This window comes from Streptomyces sp. Ru73, assembly GCF_002920575.1.
GTDB lineage: Bacteria > Actinomycetota > Actinomycetes > Streptomycetales > Streptomycetaceae > Streptomyces.
The window spans coordinates 34,411-52,792 of record NZ_PQSQ01000029.1 but is presented as its reverse complement, the minus strand read 5'-3'; the positions used below and the strand labels follow the sequence as shown (position 1 = coordinate 52,792).

The following is an 18,382-nucleotide window of genomic DNA, read 5'->3' as shown; positions in this document are numbered from 1 at the left end:
TTGCGCCAGACGGCTCACGGGGCGCGCCGGGCGGCGCGGGGCGGCTTCCGGCGCCGAGGAAGGCCCGCCCGGTGCGACGGGGGATGCACACCGGGCGGGCTCAGAACCTTTCTACCGCATGCCGGAACGGTTATGCAGGAAAAGCCTGTTCGAGTCGCTGTTACCAGGCGACCGGGAGCGACATCAAGCCACGCGCACGGATGGACCGGCGCCACCGCAGCTCGGTCCGCGGCACGGCCAGCCGAAGCCCGGGAAACCGCTGAATCAAGGCGCCGAGGGCGGTCTGCGCCTCCATCCGGGCGAGCGGTGCGCCGAGGCAGTAGTGGATGCCGTGACCCAGCGCGAGATGGCCGAAAACATCGCGGTGCGGATCGAGCTTCGCGGGCTCGGGGAACCGCTCCGGGTCACGGTTGGCCGACGCGAGCGAGAGCAGCACGCTCTCCCCGGCCGGCACCGTCACGCCGCCGATCTCCACGTCCGCCACCGGAAAGCGGCGGATCGCCAGCGGCGCGGGCCCGTCGTACCGCGCGAACTCCTCCACGGCGGCGGGCAGTCCGGCCGGCTCGGCACGCAACCCGGCCAGTACGTCCGGGTGGTCCAGCAGCGCGAGGACGGCGTTGCCGATGAGGTGGACGGTGTTCTCGTACCCCGCGAAGAGGATCAGGAAGGCGAGCGAGGTCAGTTCGTCCTCGCTGAGCCGGTCCCCCGCCACGGCCCCGGTCCCGTCGTCCGGCTCGTCGCGCACGGCGATCAGGTCGGAGAGCAGGTCGTCGCCCGGCTCGGCGCGCTTGGTGGCGATCAGTCCGGTGAAGAAGGCCAGCATGGCGCCGATCGCCTCCTTCATCGCGCCGGGCCGGTTCGGGTCGGGCGTGATGAGCTGGTCGGTCCAGGCGCGGAAGTCCCGCCGGTCGCCCTCCGGGACGCCCAGCAGGTCGCAGATGACGATGATCGGCAGCGGGCCGGCGTAGTCGGCGATCAGGTCGGCCGAGCCCCGGTCCGCGACGGCGTCCAGCAGGTCGTGCGCGACCTTCGCCACCGGGGCGCGCAGCTTCTCGACGCGGCCGGGCGTGAACGCCTTGACGACCAGGCGGCGGATGCGGGTGTGGTCCGGCGGGTCCATGTTCAGCAGGTTGGCGTCCAGCGCCGGCGGCAGGGAGAACCCCCGGTAGCCGGCCGCGCCGTTCCGCTTGTCGAGCGAGAGCCGGGGGTCGGCCAGCGCGGCGCGGACGTCGGCGTAACGGGTGACGAGCCAGGCGGGCTGCCCGTCGGGGCCGGTGATCCGGTGCACGGGACCGGCCTCGCGCAGCTCCTCGTACGCGGCGTACGGGTCGTCCAGCAGCTGCGCCGGGTCGAGGGGTTCCGGACGGTCGGGCGTGGGGGTCTTCTGCATGGCTCCCGACCTTATGAGGTGCCGGGCCGCCGCCCGTATCCGGGGCAGGACGGGCTCCGGGCGGCACCGGCTATGGCTACGGCCCCGGCTCCGGCTCCGGCTCCGGCTCCGGCTCCGGAACGGACGTACCGGGCCCGGAACAGGAAACAGGGCGGCTCCGGGGTGCCGTACCCCGGTGCCGCCCTGTGCCGTAGGCGGTTCGGACCCCCGTACCGAGCCACCTCGTCTGTGTGCCGCCGGACCGCTAGGCCCCGCGCTCCTCGACCGTGCTGCGTTGCCGCAGTTCGGCGAGGACGGTCTCGGCCAGGGACGACCGGTAGACGTCCGCGACCAGCGCCAGGTGTTCGTACTCCGCCGCCGGCGCCATGTCGGTGGTGACGACGGCGGATTCGGCGTACGGCTCCGGGCACCGTCCGGCGCGCCGGTTGTCCAGCCCCCGGCGCAGCGCCACCGCCTCGGCCACGGCGGCCAGTTGGGAGCCGTCGATGCCCACCGACCGGGCCCGCTCGGAGGCGAAGTCGACGACGTCGGCCTCGACGTGGCGGCGGATGCCGCGCTGCACGTCGCGGATCTCCGCCATCTGCCGGTTGGCCCGCCACTCCAGGTCGGCGAAGGGCCAGCGGCCCGCCCGGGTGCCCTCCATCGTCACCTCCGGGGCCTGCGCGGTGACCTCGCGCCACAGGGGCGAGAGGCGGCGCAGCCGGCGCCAGGCGGAGGCGCGGGGCCCGGCGGCGGGCAGCGCGAACCCGGCGAGGACGAGGATCGCGGCGACCGAAGCGCTCAGCGGGGCCACGCCGTTGGAGAGCCAGGGCGCCGGGCTGCCGGCCCAGGAGAGCGCGAAGCCGATGAGCTTGCAGGCGCAGTACAGCAGGCCCAGCCAGCAGCCGGCGGCCAGCACGCGCAGGCCGCGGGCCAGCCAGGACGGGCCGACCTTGGCGGCGTAGCGCGGGCAGAGCGTGCCGAGCCCGGCCAGGCTGGCGCCGAAGATCGCCAGGTACAGCATCAGGAAGACCATGACGCCGGGCGCTTCGGTGTACGCGGTGCTGAAGTCGCGCGGGTGCTCCACGGTGTCCGGGCGGCCGACGGCGAAGCCGGTGACGGCCACCGCCCACGCCACCATGACCAGCCCGAGGACCGTGCGTGTACGGGACCGGGCCCGGCGGCGGCCCGCCGGGTCCTCGCCGCCGGTCCAGCGGAGCAGCAGCACCAGGGCGCCGGCCGCGAAGACCACGACGGAGGAGTACAGGAAGACCATGGCGAGGTTGGCGACGCCGGTGAGCCGGTCGAAGGCGCGGTACAGGCTCGGCGCCGAGAACAGGAACACCGTGGCGACGCCCGCCGTCATCAGGCAGGTCAGGCCCAGGTCGGCATTGCCGCGGTCGCGCAGCCAGGCACGGAACTTGTAGCCGGCGAGCGCCCAGGCGACGGCCGCGAAGCAGAGGTAGACCACGTCAAACACGCGGCGCCTCCCCGTCGTCGGGGCCGGCCCCGCGGGTGCCGTCCAGCTCGCGGCGGATGTGCTTGAGTGCCGGGCCCAGCGCGGCGGCGATCTCGGCCGCGTCGCCGCTGAGCGGCGGGTCGTCCTTGGCGGTGGCGGGCACCAGGTGCGCCATGAGGAGCGTGCCCAGCACCTCGGTCTCGCGCTCGGTGGCGTCGTCGTAGCAGTGGTGGCGCGCGAAGCGGGCTGTCAGCCCCATGCGCCGCGCCGCCGTCGCGACGTCCACGGAGGGCGTCCAGACCTTGAGCGCGTTCTCGGTGACCGTGGGGTCCTGCTCGTGGCCGAGGAGGAGGTGGCCGATCTCGTGGAGCACGATGTGGGTCTGGTGCCAGGGCGAGGTGTGCCGCTCGTAGAACACCCACCAGCCGTCGTCGGTGCCCGCCGTCATGCCGGAGACCACGCCGCCCAGGCTCATCGGCGCGATGCGCACCGGGCGCCCCACGCGCCGCGCCACGACCTCGCACAGGCCGGGCAGATCGGTGGTGGCGGGCAGCGCCAGCTCCTGGACGAGCTGCTTGCACCTCCGGCGTATGCGCCGTACCCGCATGGCCGTACCGTCCTCGAATCCCGTCCGCCGCCAGGCGGCGAAGAGCTGCTCGTCAGTCGCCGGCATGCGGTTCCTCACCGCCGGCCGCCGACGGGTCCGGCGGCAGGTCCATCTGCTGCCGGAACTGGGAGATGATCGTCGTCAGGCTGTCCTGCACCTCGGGCGGCAGGCCGACCGAGCGCAGCGCGATGGTCCGCACCCGCTGGTCCCGCATGGCCGCGAGGAAGCGCAGCTCCTCCTCCACCCGGTCCGCCTGCGGCTGGGAGAGGTCCCCGACCAGGTAGCCGACCGGCACCGCGAAGAACTTGGCGAGCGCGCGCAGCACTTCGTGGCTGGGGTTGGTGCGCCTGCCCTTGCGGAGCATGGAGAGGTACTGCTCGGAGAGCGTCACGTCGCCGTACTCGGCGCCCGTGCTGATCTCCTCGGCCACGTAGGCGTTGGTGTAGGGCGCGCCGGGCGGGTGCATGTGCGCGAAGAGGTGGTTCAGCCGCTCGGCGAGCGGGCTGTCCCCGCCCTTCGGCGTGCTGCTGCCTCCCTGCGCCATGTCGGTGCCCCATCCCTGTCTGCCTTGGTCACGGCAGCGGACGAACGCCGCACGCGCCCAACGGTCAGTTGAGTCGCGTGCGCTCCGCTGCGCCCATCCTTTCACGAGCGGAACGAGACGCACCAGTCCACCTACGGACGGTGACCACTGTCCGGTTCCGGCCAGGGATCAACTCCTGGTTGAGAAGGTTCTCCGATACGGACGGTGTCGAGGAAGCCGCCGACGGCCCGCGCGAAGCCTTCCGGGTCGTCGGCGTACAGCCAGTGCCCGCAGCCCGGCAGCTCGGCGAGCCGCGTGTGCGGCCGGGCGCCGGCCATCCACTCCGCCGTGGCACGGGACAGCAGGAAGCTCTCGCCCGCCCTGAGCAGCAGGGCCGGCTGCCGGGAGGCCGTCCACGAGGCGGAGAGGTCCCCGGTGAAGGCGCGCTGCGAGGCCATCATGTCGGCGGTGTCGAAGAGCAGCCCCCAGCCGTCCTCGAACTCCGCTGCGCTCTCCATGAAGTACCCGGCGTCCGGGATGCCCCGCGCCTCGATGGCGGCGCGCAGGGCCGCGCGGGAGGCGGCGCGGCGCGGCCAGTCCGTCACGTCCAGCACGGGGTGCGTCTCGGGTGCCTGGTTGCGTACGGTCATGTCCGCCACGACGAGCGCGGCGACGAGCCGGGGGTGGCGCTCGGCCAGCAAATGGGCGACGGCGCCGCCCATGGAGTGGCCGAGCACGGCCGCGGGGCCGGCGTCCAGGGCCCGCAGGAAGGCCGCGGCGTCCTCGACGTACGCCTCGGGGGTGAACTCACCGCCGTTGTCCGAGAGTCCGTGGCCGCGCTGGTCCAGGGCGACGACCCGGTACCGGCCGGCCAGCGCGGCGGCGAGCGGCGCGAAGATCCGGCCGCGGCCGAAGTGGCCGTGCAGCGCGAGCAGGACGGGTCCGGGGCCGCCGAAGTCCCGGTAGGCGAAGCGGCGGCCGCGCAGGCGGACGAAGGACTCGGGGGCGGGCGCGGCGGGCACGGCGGTACCTCTCTCGTGGGCGGCGGACGTCACGGACGCCCACGAGCATCGCAGCCGGGCCCGCCGCCCGCCCTACCGCGCGGGCAGCGGCGCGGTGGCCGCGGCGCCGGACACGCCCTCCGCCGCCGTCTCGTCGTGGTTCGGGCGGCGCAGGAGCAGCAGCATGCAGCCCATGGTCAGCGCGACCTGGAAGACCGCGTAGACGATGACCGCGGTGATCGAGCCGGTCCAGTTCAGCAGCGACTGGCCGATGATCGGCGTGGTACCGCCCAGCAGCGTGCCGCACAGCTGGTAGCAGAGCGAGATGCCGGTGTACCGCAGATGCGCCGGGAAGCGGCTGGCGAGCATGCCGGCCAGCGCCGCGTAGTACAGGCAGTGCGGGATCGTGGCGACCGCGACGCCAAACATCGCCAGGCCGTAGTTCTCGGTGCCGATGAGGACGAACATCACCGGCATCAGCACGAGTTCGGGGACCAGCATCACGCAGACGGCGCGGGACCAGCTCTTCATCCGCGTCGCGAGGACCGCGCCGAAGGGCTGCACGACGATCTGCGTGATGTTGGCGACCAGGATGATCGTGAGGAAGGAGCTGCGGTCGAAGCTCAGGGCGCTGGTGGCCCAGGACAGCGCGAAGGTGGACTTGAAGTACGTCGCCGACAGGCCGATGGTGCACGCCCCGATGCCCAGGACGATCAGCATCGGATGGCTGCGCAGCACCTCCGTCAGCGGCAGCTTCGCGACCTCCTTCTTCTCGATCAGCCGGGCCATCGCCGGGGACTCGGAGACCTTCAGACGGACGAAGAGGCCGACCATGACCAGCAGCGCGGAGGCGAGGAACGGCACCCGCCAGCCCCACGAGACGAACGCGTCGTCCGGCAGCTGGCTGATGGCGAGGAAGCTCAAGGTGCTGAGGGTGTTGCCGACCGGCGAGCCCTGCTGCGCGAAGGCGCCGTACAGCACGGACTTGCCCTTGGGCGCGGACTCGGAGGCGATCAGGACGGAGCCGCCCCACTCACCGCCCAGCCCGATGCCCTGGATCATCCGTATGCAGACGAGCAGGACGGGCGCGGCGACACCGATCGAGGCGTAACCGGGCAGCAGGCCGATGGCGGTGGTGGACAGGCCCATCATCAGCAGGGTGATGACGAGGGTCTTCTTGCGGCCGAGCCGGTCGCCGTAGTGCCCGAAGACGATGCCGCCGAGCGGACGGGCGAGGAAGCCCACCCAGAAGGTCGCGAAGGCGACCAGCGTGCCGAGGGCGCCGTCCAGTTCGGGGAAGAAGACCTTGTCGAAGACGAGGGCCGAGGCGGTGCCGTAGATGTAGAAGTCGAACCACTCGATGGTGGAGCCGATGAAGGCGCCGATCCCGGCGCGGTTGGCGGCTCTGGTGCGGTCGCGTGCGGTGGGCGCGGTGGGCGCACTCATACGGACTCCCTGGGCTTCGTTGATCGAGGGAAGGGGAGACCAGGGGCGCCGCGTCGTCCCGAGCGGCGCCCCTGGGCGGTGCGTGCGGGGGGTGCGCGTGTGTGGCTGTCCGTACGGCCCTCACTGCGAAGGGCCGTACGACGAGGGGTGGGGCCGGGGCGTCAGCCGACCCGCTCGAAGACGGCCGCCAGGCCCTGGCCGCCGCCGATGCACATCGTCTCCAGGCCGTAGCGGGCCTCGCGGCGCTGCATCTCGCGGGCGAGGGTGGCCAGGATGCGGGCGCCGGTGGCGCCGACGGGGTGGCCGAGGGAGACGCCGGAGCCGTTGACGTTCAGCCGCTCGTGGTCGGCCTCGCCCAGGCCCAGCTCCTTGGTGCAGGCCAGTACCTGCGCGGCGAACGCCTCGTTCAGCTCGATCAGGTCCATCTCGGCGAGCTTCAGGCCCGCCTTGTCCAGCGCCGAGCGGGTCGCGCCGACCGGGCCGAGGCCCATGGTCTCCGGCGCGCAGCCGGTCCGCGCGAAGGACACCAGCCGCACCATCGGGGTGAGGCCCAGCCGCTCGGCGGTGGCGGCGCTGGTGACCAGGCAGGCAGCGGCGGCGTCGTTCTGGCCGCTGGCGTTGCCGGCCGTGACGGTGGCCTCCGGGTCCTGCTTGCCCATGATCGGCTTGAGCTTGGCCAGCTGCTCGGCGGTGGTGTCCGGGCGCGGGTGCTCGTCGGCGGCCACCACGGTGTCGCCCTTGCGGCCGCGCACTGTGACCGGCACGATCTCGTCGTCGAAGAGGCCCGCCTCGATGGCGCGCCCGGCCCGCTGCTGCGAGCGGAGCGCCAGCGCGTCCTGCGCCTCGCGGCTGATGCCGTACTGGCGGCGCAGGTTCTCCGCGGTCTCGATCATGCCGCCGGGGATCGGGTGGCGCTCGCCGCCCGCCGTGACCCGGCCGCGCGTGAGGGAGTCGTGCAGCGTGAGATTCGGGCCCTTGATGCCCCAGCGGCCCTCGTGCGTGTAGTACGGCGCCGCGCTCATCACGTCCACGCCGCCGGCGATCACCACATCGCTGAACCCGGCCTTGATCTGCATCGCCGCGTCCAGCACCGCCTGCAGACCGGAGCCGCAGCGGCGGTCGACCTGTACGCCGGTGACGGTGTCGGGCAGGCCGGCGTCCAGGGCGGCCACCCGGCCGATGGCCGGCGCGTCGGAGGTGGGCCAGGCGTGGCCGAGGATCACTTCGTCGACCTTCTCGGGCGCGACGCCGGTCCGCCGGACGATCTCGCCGATCAGCAGCGCCGCCAGGGCGGCGGGGCGCTGCCCGGCCAGCGCGCCGCCGAACTTGCCGATCGGGGTGCGCAGCGGTTCGCAGAGGACGATTTCGGTGGGCTCGGACATGCCACGGCCTTTCCTGGTGGACGCTTCCCGGTGACTTTTCCACCCGAGCACTGAGCCGGTCCAATATCCAATTCGGCCAGGATTCGGACGCCAGCCTTATCAATTGACCATCAGCGCAGGTCAGAGCCTTGTTGGGGCCTTGCCCCCAGGGGTCGGCAGCGCCTCCTCGGCCACCGCGAGGACGGTACGCAGGGCCGCCGAGGGGTTGTCCGGACGCCAGGCCAGCGCGGCCTGCAGCCGGATCGGCGGGCCCGCGAGCGGCCGGTAGACCAGCCCCGTCTGCTGGATGTGCTGGCAGGAGGTGACCGTGAGGGTGACGCCCACGCCCGCGGCGACCAGCGCCAGGATCGTGTACGAGTCGGGCGCCTCCTGCACCACCCGCGGATTGAACCCGGCGTCCTCGCACGCGCGGACCGTGGCGTCCCGGACCGTGGACCCGGCGTTGGCGGGAAAGCTGACGAACGGCTCGTCGGCCAGCGCGGCGATGGGGATGCGCCGGCGGCGGGCCAGCGGATGGTCCGAGGGCAGCGCGCAGACCAGCTCCTCCTCGTCGATCACCCGCGTCGCGACGCCGGGCTGGGTGACCGGGAGGCGTACGAAACCGAGGTCGAGCGAGCCGTCGGCCACCCCGGCGAGCGCGACGTTGGCGTACGTCTGGCCCTTCATCACCAGCTCCAGCGCCGGATGCGCGGCCCGTACGGCGCGGGTGAGCAGCGGCAGCGTCTCGTGCGTGGAGGCGCCCGCGAAGCCGATGGTGACCCGGCCGTACTCGCCGCGCCCGGCGGCCTTCGCGGCGCGGGTCGCGGTGTCCAGATCGGCCAGCACGGTCCGTACGGGGTCGAGGAAGGACTGCCCCGCGCTGGTGAGCCGGACCGAGCGGGTGTTGCGCTCGAAGAGCTGCACCCCCAGCTCCTTCTCCAGCTGGCGGATCTGCTGACTGAGCGGCGGCTGCGCCATCTGCAGCCGCTTGGCGGCCCGCCCGAAGTGCAGCTCCTCGGCCACCGCGACGAAGGCGGTCAGATGCCGCAGCTCCATGTCCGTCCTGCCCGTCGGCCCGTGCCGGCCCACCCGACCGGTGGCCGACTATTTCCGTCTCGATATCAGTCTGACCTTAATTCGGTATTGGACGGGAATCAATGGCCGGTGAAACGGTATGCGGGACCGTTCCACACTTCGCACGCCGAGGAGCACCGTGGACAAGACCATGACGATGCGGGAGGCCGTCTCCTCCTTCGTCCATGACGGGGACACCGTCTCCCTCGAGGGCTTTACGCACCTCATCCCCACCGCCGCCGGTCACGAGATCATCCGGCAGGGCCGCCGGGACCTCACCGTCGTCCGGATGACGGCCGACATCGTCGTGGACCAGATGCTCGCGGCCGGCTGCGTGTCCCGGCTGGTCTCCTCCTTCGTCGGCAACTCCTCGGCCGGTTCGCTGGGTGAGCTGCGCCGCCGGGTGGAGAAGGCCGACCCGGAGCCGCTGGTCTTCGAGGAGTACAGCCACTACGGCATGATCTGCCGCTACCTCGCGGGCGCCCAGCGGCTGCCCTTCTACCCGCTGCGCTCGTACGGCGGCAGCGACCTGCCCTCGGTCAACGACGGTCTGCGCAAGGTCACTTCGCCCTACCCGGGACCGGACGGCGAGCCGGAGCAGGTCTACGTCGTACCGCCCGTCAACCCCGACGTGACGATCATCCACGCGCAGCGCGCCGACCGCAGCGGCAACACCCAGATCTGGGGCCTGACGGGCGTCCAGGCGGAGGCGGTGTACGCGGCGGACAAGGCGGTCGTGGTCGTCGAGGAGATCGTCGAGGACGAGGTCGTCCGCTCCGACCCCAACCGCACGGTGATCCCCTCGCACGCCGTGGACGCGGTGGTGGCCTGCCCGCGCGGCGCCCACCCGTCCTTCGCGCAGGGCTACTACGACCGGGACAACGCCTTCTACCGCGCCTGGTCCGGCATCAGCAAGGACCCCGCCACGCTTCAGGAGTGGCTGAAGGAGTGGGTGTACGGCACCGCGGACCACGCGGAGTACGTCAGCAAGCTCGGCGAGGAGTTCTGGGACTCGCTCGCGGTCGGCGAGGCCATGAGCCTGCCGGTGAACTACGGGAGGCGACTGGGATGACGGATTCGACCACCACCACCGACGTGACCTCGTCCGAGCTGCTCGCCGTGGTCGCCTCGCGCGAACTGGCGGCGCGGCGGACGGTGTTCGCGGGCATCGGCCTGCCGACGCTCGCCGCCTCACTGGCCCACCTCACGGTCGCTCCGCAGCTGGAGATCGTGTACGAGTCCGGCGTGTGCGGCGCGCACCCCTCGCACCTGCCCGAGACCATCGCCGACGCGGTGCTGATCACCGGGGCGGAGGCGGTGCTGTCGATGCCGGCGCTGTTCGGGTACGTGCTGCAGGGCGGCCACATCGACGTGGGGTTCCTGGGCGCTGCGCAGATCGACAAGTGGGGCAACCTCAACACCTCCGTCATCGGCGACTGGGACGCGCCGAAGGTGCGGCTGCCCGGCTCCGGCGGGGCGGTCGAGGTGATGGCCAACTCCCGCGAGGTGTTCGTGGTGATGCGCCGCCACGATCCGCGCTCGTTCACCGAGGAGCTGGACTTCTGCACCACCCCGGGCCCCGACCGGGCGCGCGAGGAGGGCCTGCGGCCGCTCGGTACCGGCGTCACCCGGGTCATCACCGAGCTGGGCATCCTGGCCCGCGCGGGCGTCGGCGAGGAGCTGACGCTGGTGGCCGTGCACCCGGGCGTGACGGTCGACCAGGTACGCGCGAACACCGGCTGGGACCTCGCGGTCGCCGACACGGTCGAGACCGTCCGGCCGCCGAGCCCGGACGAACTCCGGCTCCTCCGCGAGGACGTCGACCCGGACCGGGTGTACCTGCGCTGACGGCGCGGACGGCGCCGGGGGTGGGGGCGGTGCCGCCGGATTGTCAGTGGGTGGGAGTAACTTCACGAGGAGTGTGGTGGAGGCGGGGGAGGGGGTCTCGGCCACGGGGGTCTGCTGGGGCCGGAGGCTCCTTGCGGGGGGGGATTTCCCTCGCGGGGGCGGGACTTTCCTCGCGGGGAGAGGGAGGGGCCCTGCCAAGGAACAGGTGAGGCAAGGGCCCCCGCCAAGCCCCCCACCAGGCCCCCACCAGGCCCCCCGCCAAAACCAAGGGAGTATCTGACGTGCGTATCAGGATCGTGGGTGCCGGTGTCATGGGGCGCGGCATCGCTCAGTGGGCCGCCACCGCGGGGCACACCGTCGAGCTCGGCGACATCAGCACCGATGCGGTCGGCGCGGCCGTGGACTTCGTGCGCGGCATGCTCGACCGGGCCGCCGCCAAGGGCCGGCTGACCGAGGCGGAGGCCGCGGAGGCGGTCGCACGCCTCGTGCCCCTGGACTCCCCCTGGGCACCCGGCGATGACGTCGAGCTGGTCATCGAGGCAGCGCGGGAGGACCTGGACACCAAGGCCGAGGTGTTCGGGAAGCTGGCCGAGGCGCTGCCCTCGTCCACCGTCTTCGCCACCAACACCTCCTCCCTCTCCGTCACCGCGATCGCCGCCACGCTGGACGACCCGTCGCGCCTCGCGGGCCTGCACTTCTTCAATCCCGTACCGCTGATGAAGATCGTGGAGGTGGTCCCGGGCGCGGCGACCCGGCCCGAGATCCCGGCGCTCCTCACCGAGCTGGTACGGGCCACCGGCCACCGTGCCGTCATCGTCGCCGACACCCCCGGCTTCCTCGTCAACCACGCCGGGCGCGGCCTGGTCACCGAGGCGCTGGCGCTGCTGGAGGAGACCGTCGCCGACGTACCGGGCATCGACCGGATCGCACGCGACGTCCTCGGCCTGAAGATGGGCCCGTTCGAGCTGATGGACCTCACCGGGCTGGACGTGACCGCCGCGGTCATCGACACCATCTGGCACGGCTTCCGCCACTCCGACCGGCTCCGCCCGTCCTTCCTCACCCCGAACCGGGTGACCGCCGGGCTGCACGGCCGCAAGACCGGCCGCGGGTGGTACGCGTACGGGCCCGGGGACCCGGCGCCGGCCGCCGTCCCCGAGCCGCCCGTCACCGGCGACGCCAAGCGGCCCGTACGGGTGGCCGGCACCGGGCCGGGGACGGAGGCGCTGCGCTCGGCGCTCGCCGCGTCGGGCGCCGTGCTCGACGACGCCGAGCGCCCGGCCGACGAGGCGCTGGTCCTCGTCGCCACCTGGGGTACGACGGTCGCCGAGGCCGTCGCGGGGCTGGACCTGCCGGCCGCGCGCACCCTGGGCGTCGATCCGCTGTCGCTGCCCACCCGGCGCCGGGTGCTGGCGGCCACACCCGCCACCGATCCGGAGGCGGCGGCCGACGCCCGCGCGGTGCTGGCGGCCGCCGGGGGCGGGTCGGCGGAGCCGTACGCGGTCAGCGTCGTACGGGACTCTCCCGGCTCCGTCGCGCAGCGGCTGCTCGTCTCGATCGTCTCGGTCGCGGCGTCCCTCGCGGAGCGCGGCCTCGCGGCTCCGGCCGACATCGACCTCGCCGTCACCACGGGGCTGGGCTATCCGCACGGCCCGCTGGCGTGGGGCGACACGGTGGGCGCGCCCCGGCTGCTCGCGCTGCAGCAGGCGCTGCACCGCACCACGGGCGATCCGCGTTACCGCCCCACCCGCTGGCTCACCGAGCGCGCCCAGCTCGGCATGTCCCTCACGGACCCGGGCAACAGCCCGTTCCCGCAGGCGGGCTGAGCCCCCGCAGGCCGCCGGCCTGCCCCCCGATCCGGCCGCGGCGCACCGACGACCATGCCCTGACTGCCCGGTGCGCCGCGGCCGCAGCCGTGCCGCGGCGGCCGCTATTTCTGTCATGTACGCGCCATAAGCAAGCCCCGCTCAGAGACCCTCCGGCCCGCAAGTACAAGGCCCGGCCGGCCTTCCGCTTTGCCCCGCGCGGCCGTTGTACTGGCGGCATGGACAACGACTGGTACGTGGACGACCGCTGCACCGACTGCGATGTCGCCAGGCAGCTCGCGCCGGGCCTGATCGACCGGGTCGGCGGGCGGTCGGAGGTGGTGCGCCAGCCGCGCGACGCGGCGGAGGACCGGGCGATGCAGGCCGCCGCCTTCGCCTGCCCGACCCGCTCCGTCCGGCCCGCTTCCGGGCGCCTGGACCCGGCGCTCGACCCGTTCCCGCTGGCCCTCGACGCCACCGTCTCGCTGTGCGGCCACAACTCGCCGCAGACCGCCGCCGCCAACTCCTACCTGGTCCGCCGCCCGGCGGGGAACCTCGTGCTGGTGGACACCCCGCGCTGGAGCCGGGCGCTCGCCGCGCAGTACGCGGCGCTCGGCCCGGTCACCGACGTACTGCTCACCCACCGGGACCACGCGGCACACGGCCGCCGGTACGCGGACCACTTCGGGGCCCGGCTCTGGATCCACGAGGGCGACCTGGACGCGGCCCCCGACGCCGACGTGGTGCTGCGCGGCACGGACAGCACGGAGGTCGGTCCGGGGCTGGTCGCCCACCCGCTGCCCGGCCACACGCGGGGCAGCGTGCTGTACGTCGCCGACGAGCGGTACTGCTTCAGCGGCGACAGCTTCTACTGGTCCCGCACCACGGGTGACATCGAGGTGGCGGAGAGCGTCACCTGGTACTCCATCGAGGTACTGGCCGACTCCCTGGCACGCACCGCGGGGCGGCTGCGCTTCGAGTGGCTGCTGCCCGGGCACGGCGACCGCAAGCGTCTGCCCGCGGACCACATGGCGGAGCGCCTGCGGAGCCTGGCGGACCGTACCCGGCACCTGCGGCCCCGTCCGGTCGACTTCACCGCGGTGCGGTGGTGACGCCGCGCCCGGCGCGGGACGGGCGCGGGCACCGCTCCCCCACCCGAACCCGCACCCGCTCCCCGGCTCTCAGCCCTCCGTCGCCGCGTCCTGGATTTCGCGGACCTTGGCGAGGAAGTCGCCGATGAAGGGGTCGCCGATCTTCACCGGGCCGTGCGGGCGGGTTTCCGCCGGGTCGGAGGTGATCTTGCCGGCGGCGATGGCGTCGGCGTCCATGGCGGCGCGTTCCTTCGCGGCGCGCGCCGAATCGTCGTTCTGAACCGCCGTCAGCGTGGCGAGGCCGTGCCGCATGGCGCTGCCCCACAGGGCCGTGGCGTCCAGCCAGCGGTCGGCGTCGTGCAGGAAGAGCTTGTCGGGCACGCCGGCGCGGAGCACGGCCGGGGCCTCGGCGATGCCGTCGACGGTGGGGCGCAGTTGCTTGAGCGCGGCCTTCGGGTCGGTGTCGTACGCCTTCCAGAACGCGGCCAGCCGGGCGCTGAGCACCGGGGACTGCGGCTGCCACGGCGTGGGCCCGAAGGTGGGCGCCAGGTGGTTGAGGTCGACGAAGGTCTGCACGGCGTCGGCGACCCGCGGGTCACCGCCGGCCAGGTGCAGCGCGGACTGCCGGGCCGAGCGGCGTACGTCGTAGCCGCGGTCGTTCCAGGCGAAGTCGGCGATGGTGAAGACGGCGAGCTTGCTGGCCGCCTCCTGGTTCATGGGGTTGGAGACGATGCCGCTGAGGTGGTCGGAGAGGCCCGCCTCGCGCTTGTCGTACGGGGCGAGCAGCAGCCGGCCGGCGGTCTGGCCGTAGTCGTTGACCGGGTAGTTGTCCCAGACGAAGACCTTGCGGCCGAAGAGTTCGGCGGCCTTGGACGCCTGGTCATTGGTGATGCCGGAGGGCACGACCTCGGTGCCGGTCCACATCACCTCGATGCCCTTGTCGAGAGTCGAGCGGAGCTTCTGCTTGTACGCGGTGTCGGTCAGGTCGCCGTACTCGGTGGGCACCATCTGCAGCGGGTGGGTGCCGTCGTGGGTGGCGATGAAGTCGCGCTGGACGGTGTTGAGCAGGCCGACCTGTGCTTCGGCCGCGGGGCCGCGGCCCGGTGCGCCGAACTTCTTCTCGTCGCCCGCGCAGTTCCACTTGGTGTAGCTGATGTCGTCCAGCGGGACGGAGAAGGAGCGGACGCCCAGGTCGTACATCGACTGCAGCTTGGCGGTGAGCGCCTTGGTGTCGGCCGGGTCGGAGTAGCAGATGGAGTTGCCGGGCGAGACGGCGAAGGTGAAGCGGACGTGGTGCGCGGTGGCGCGCTTCACGAGCCTGCCGAGCTGGTCGAGCTTGTCGGCGGGGTAGGGGTCGCGCCACTTCTCGCGGTGGTACGGGTCGTCCTTCGGCGCGTAGACGTAGGTGTTGGCCTTGACGTCGCCGAGGAAGTCCATCTGGTCCAGGCGCTCTTCGTTCGTCCACGGGGAGCCGTAGAAGCCCTCGATGGTGCCGCGCAGCGGCATGTTCGGGTGGTCGGAGACCGCGGCGCCGGCGATCCGGCCCTTGGTGATCAGGCCGCGCAGGGTCTGTACGGCGTAGTACTGACCCGCGGCGTCGGTGCCGCCGAGTGCGACGGTGGCCTGCCCGGACCGCCGGCCGGCGACGCGCAGCGCGTACCCCTCGGCGTGGTCCGGTACGTCCGTGCCGCGCAGTGCGGCCGCGATGTCCGCGCGGCCGGCGGGGCCGAGCAGCAGGGTGAGCGGGGCGTGGTGGCCGGCCCGGGTGGTGACATCGATGTCGCGGACGCCGTGTGCGCGCAGTGTCCTGGTGAGGAGCTGCCGTGCCGCGGCGTCGGTGTCCTTGCCGACGACGACCTCGGCGCGGCCGCCGAGCCGGACGTCGTCCGCGACCCGGGACATGTGCTGGGGCGTCGGCGAGATCACCGGCAGCTGCCGCTCGGCGGCGGGTTCCGGGCGGGTCCCGTCCGGTGGCGCGGCTCCGAGGGTGGCGGCGGCGAGGAGCACGGCGAGCGAGCCGGTGAGCGGTCTGGCGAGGGCGGTCACGTGGCCTCCGGGGTGTGGCGAACTGCGGGAACGCGGGCGTCCCAGGGCGGGACGGAGCCGGTGCCTGAACCGCTGGCAAGCCTCCGACATGCGGGAACGGACGTCAATGCCGCCTCGCGGGTCGGGACTTGGACTTTTGTACGCGTCGTTGTGCGCCCGTTTCGTCCTGGTGCGCGTGCGACACAGTCAGCTGTACGGTGCATCCGCTTCACCGTCCCGCGCACCGAACCGCGAGGAGGATGCATGCGTACCCGTCCACGTCCCCGCAGGCTCGCGTCCCGTCCCTGGACGCTTCCCGTACTGGCGGCGGCCGCGGTGGCCGCCGGGCTGCTGACGGCCGTGCCGCACGGACCGGCAGCGCGCGGCGGCCCGGACGGCGCGGCCGCGGACGGTGCCGCCGGGCGCCTCGCGGCCGCCGGGGCGCCGCAGGGCAAGGCCCGGCCCGACGCCCGCGGCGTGGTGCTCGCGGTGCACGGCGGCGCGGGCACGGCGCTCCGGCGCGACGAGACCTCGCCGGAGCGGGAGAAGGCGTACCGGGACGGGCTCGCGGACGCGGTGCGGGCGGGCAAGAAGGTGCTGGACCGGGGCGGCGACAGCGTCTCGGCCGTCGAGGCCGCGGTCCGCTCGCTGGAGGACAACCCCCTGTTCAACGCGGGCAAGGGCGCGGTCTTCACCGCGGACGCCGGGCACGAGCTGGACGCGTCGGTGATGCGCGGCTCGGACCTGGCGGCGGGCGCGGTCGCCGGGGTGCGGCACGTCCGCAACCCCGTCTCGGCGGCCCGTCTGGTGATGGAGAAGACGCCGCACGTCCTGCTGTCGGGCGAGGGCGCCGACGACTTCGCGGCCGCCCACGGGCTGGAGCCGGTGACCCAGGACTACTACTGGACGCAGGCCCGCTGGGACGCGCTGATGGCGGCCAAGAAGAAGAGCGGGGGCGCGCGGTCCGCCGCCACGCTCGCCGACGAGCAGGCGAAGGGCACCGTCGGCGCGGTCGCGCGGGACGAGAAGCGGGACCTGGCCGCCGCCACCTCCACCGGGGGCCTGACCAACAAGCTGTCCGGCCGGGTCGGCGACTCCCCCGTCGTCGGCGCCGGTACGTACGCCAAGAACAGCACCGTCGCGGCCAGCGCCACCGGTGACGGGGAGGTCTTCCTGCGCGGCGCGGCCACCGCGACGATCTCGAACCTCATGGAGTTCGGCGGCAAGGACGTGGCGTCGGCGGCGTACGAGGTGCTGGTCGAGCGGCTGCCGAAGCTGGGCGGCGACGGCGGGGTGATCGCGCTGGACCGCAAGGGGACCTTCGACGCGCCGCACAGCAGCGAGGGGATGCTGCACGCGTACCTCACCGAGGACGGCACGATTGTGACGAAGATCTTCCCGGACGAGACGCCACCGAACACCTGATCCGTCCGGGTCCGGCAGGAAAGACCTGGTCGCACGGCCCGCGCACGATCCATAGGATCGGGTCCATGTCCACTCCGCCGCACCTCCGCCCCGCCGGCCGCCGGGAGACGACCGCATGACCGCGACCGGCCGGGACGCCTGGCTCGACGTCACCTCGGGCGTCGCCGGGGACATGCTGCTCGGCGCGCTGGTCGACGCCGGTGCCTCGCCGGCGGCCGTGCAGCAGGCGGTCGACGCGGTGATCCCCGGTGCCGTACGGCTGACCCGGTCGTCCGTCACCCGCGCCGGGCTGCGGGCCACCAAGGTCGGCGTCGAGCCGCTCGCCGAGGACCACCCGCACCGCACCTGGCGCGCCATCAGGGGCCGGATCGAGGAGGCCGGGCTGCCGGGGCGGGTGGGTGACCGGGCCCTCGCGGTCTTCGGCCGGCTCGCGACGGCGGAGGCCCGGGTGCACGGTGTGCCGGTCGAGGAGGTGCACTTCCACGAGGTCGGCGCGTGGGACTCGATAGCGGACGTGGTGGGCGTCTGCGCGGCGCTGCACGAGCTGGGCATCGGCCGGATCACCGCCAGCCCGGCCGCGCTCGGTTCGGGCCGGGTGCGTACCGCGCACGGCGACCTGCCGGTGCCGGTGCCCGCCGTGCTCGAACTGGCCGCCGGCTGGGAGGTGCTGGGCGGCGGTCCGGGCGAGCTGGCCACACCGACCGGCATGGCACTGGTGACGGCGCTGGCCGCGGAGTGCGGTGATCTGCCGCGGCTGCGGGCCGAGGCGACCGGGGTCGGCGCGGGCACCCGGGATACCCCCGGACGCCCGAACGTCGTACGGGTGGTGATCGGCACCCCGCCGGCCGCGGCGGCCGGGACGGACGAGGAAACCTCGGCCGTCGTGCTGGAGGCCAACGTCGACGACCTGGACCCGCGGCTGTGGCCCGGCGTGCTGGCCTCGCTGCTCGCGGCGGGCGCCTCGGACGCGTGGCTGGTGCCCATCGTGATGAAGAAGGGCCGCCCGGCGCACACGCTGCGCGTGCTGGCCCCGCGCCACCGGGCCGACGCGCTGAGGGATCTGGTGTTCCGGGAGACCAGCACGATCGGGGTGCGCGAGTCGGCGGTACGGAAGACCGCACTGCGGCGCACGTGGGTACGGGTCGCCGTGGCGGACGGGGGTGAGGTGCCGGTGAAGGTCGCGCACCGCGGCGGGATCATCGTGCGGGCCACTCCGGAGTTCGACGACGTGGCCGCGCTCGCCGCCGAACGGGGCCTGCCCGCCGGCACCGTGCTGGACGCGGCGGTCGCGGCGGCGGTGGCGAACGGACTGGTACCGGGCGCCGCGCTGCCGGACGGGGCGGCGTAA

The 18,382-nt window shown here is 73.5% G+C and carries 15 protein-coding genes; 6 read left to right on the top strand and 9 right to left on the bottom strand.

Annotated elements, in window-relative coordinates:
• Window positions 1-160: 160 nt before the first annotated feature.
• The 8 genes from C3486_RS15520 to C3486_RS15485 form a co-directional block, all read right to left on the bottom strand.
• A complete protein-coding gene (locus tag C3486_RS15520; protein ID WP_103833288.1) occupies window positions 161-1,390 on the bottom strand; it encodes a cytochrome P450 in 1,230 nt (409 codons plus the stop codon).
• Window positions 1,391-1,634: 244 nt separating this feature from the next.
• Window positions 1,635-2,849 (bottom strand): MAB_1171c family putative transporter, encoded by a 1,215-nt coding sequence (locus tag C3486_RS15515; protein ID WP_103833287.1) that lies wholly within the window; start codon window positions 2,847-2,849, stop codon window positions 1,635-1,637.
• The gene (locus tag C3486_RS15510) at window positions 2,842-3,501 is read right to left on the bottom strand and encodes a hypothetical protein (protein WP_103833286.1); all 660 of its coding nucleotides are present in this window, start codon (window positions 3,499-3,501) and stop codon (window positions 2,842-2,844) included. Before C3486_RS15510 ends, C3486_RS15515 begins: the two co-directional genes overlap by 8 nt.
• Window positions 3,488-3,979 carry a helix-turn-helix domain-containing protein gene (locus C3486_RS15505; RefSeq protein ID WP_103833285.1) on the bottom strand — a complete coding sequence of 164 codons (492 nt, stop codon included), beginning with the start codon at window positions 3,977-3,979 and terminating at the stop codon, window positions 3,488-3,490. The genes C3486_RS15510 and C3486_RS15505 overlap by 14 nt, the downstream gene beginning before the upstream one ends.
• A gap of 131 nt (window positions 3,980-4,110) precedes the next feature.
• Window positions 4,111-4,980 (bottom strand): alpha/beta fold hydrolase, encoded by an 870-nt coding sequence (locus C3486_RS15500; protein ID WP_103833284.1) that lies wholly within the window; start codon window positions 4,978-4,980, stop codon window positions 4,111-4,113.
• A gap of 72 nt (window positions 4,981-5,052) precedes the next feature.
• A complete protein-coding gene (locus C3486_RS15495; protein ID WP_103833283.1) occupies window positions 5,053-6,405 on the bottom strand; it encodes an MFS transporter in 1,353 nt (450 codons plus the stop codon).
• Window positions 6,406-6,566: 161 nt separating this feature from the next.
• Window positions 6,567-7,787 carry an acetyl-CoA C-acetyltransferase gene (locus C3486_RS15490; RefSeq protein ID WP_103833282.1) on the bottom strand — a complete coding sequence of 407 codons (1,221 nt, stop codon included), beginning with the start codon at window positions 7,785-7,787 and terminating at the stop codon, window positions 6,567-6,569.
• Between the two features lie 120 nt (window positions 7,788-7,907).
• Entirely contained in the window at window positions 7,908-8,822 is a 915-nt protein-coding gene (locus C3486_RS15485) for a LysR family transcriptional regulator (protein ID WP_103833281.1), read from the bottom strand.
• A gap of 118 nt (window positions 8,823-8,940) precedes the next feature.
• Between C3486_RS15485 and C3486_RS15480 the strand changes: the two genes are divergently transcribed.
• From C3486_RS15480 to C3486_RS15465, 4 genes are all read left to right on the top strand, one after another.
• Window positions 8,941-9,912, top strand: a complete 972-nt coding sequence (locus tag C3486_RS15480; RefSeq protein ID WP_374936873.1) for a CoA transferase subunit A — start codon at window positions 8,941-8,943, stop codon at window positions 9,910-9,912.
• Window positions 9,909-10,688, top strand: a complete 780-nt coding sequence (locus tag C3486_RS15475) for a CoA-transferase subunit beta (protein ID WP_103833280.1) — start codon at window positions 9,909-9,911, stop codon at window positions 10,686-10,688. Before C3486_RS15480 ends, C3486_RS15475 begins: the two co-directional genes overlap by 4 nt.
• Window positions 10,689-10,969: 281 nt before the next feature.
• Window positions 10,970-12,514: a 3-hydroxyacyl-CoA dehydrogenase gene (locus C3486_RS15470; RefSeq protein ID WP_103833279.1), complete on the top strand. Its 1,545-nt coding sequence runs from the start codon at window positions 10,970-10,972 to the stop codon at window positions 12,512-12,514.
• Between the two features lie 218 nt (window positions 12,515-12,732).
• The gene (locus tag C3486_RS15465; RefSeq protein ID WP_103833278.1) at window positions 12,733-13,605 is read left to right on the top strand and encodes a 4Fe-4S domain-containing protein; all 873 of its coding nucleotides are present in this window, start codon (window positions 12,733-12,735) and stop codon (window positions 13,603-13,605) included.
• A 69-nt stretch (window positions 13,606-13,674) separates the two neighbouring features.
• Here the strand turns inward: C3486_RS15465 and C3486_RS15460 are convergent, their stop codons facing one another.
• Window positions 13,675-15,720 carry a beta-N-acetylglucosaminidase domain-containing protein gene (locus C3486_RS15460; protein WP_103833277.1) on the bottom strand — a complete coding sequence of 682 codons (2,046 nt, stop codon included), beginning with the start codon at window positions 15,718-15,720 and terminating at the stop codon, window positions 13,675-13,677.
• 153 nt (window positions 15,721-15,873) lie between these two features.
• Here C3486_RS15460 and C3486_RS15455 point away from each other — a divergent pair, with 153 nt between their 5' ends.
• Together C3486_RS15455 and larC are read left to right on the top strand one after the other, a co-directional pair.
• Complete coding sequence (locus C3486_RS15455) at window positions 15,874-17,034, top strand: isoaspartyl peptidase/L-asparaginase family protein (protein ID WP_103833276.1); 1,161 nt, start codon at window positions 15,874-15,876, stop codon at window positions 17,032-17,034.
• Between the two features lie 115 nt (window positions 17,035-17,149).
• The gene (gene larC, locus C3486_RS15450; protein WP_103833275.1) at window positions 17,150-18,382 is read left to right on the top strand and encodes a nickel pincer cofactor biosynthesis protein LarC; all 1,233 of its coding nucleotides are present in this window, start codon (window positions 17,150-17,152) and stop codon (window positions 18,380-18,382) included.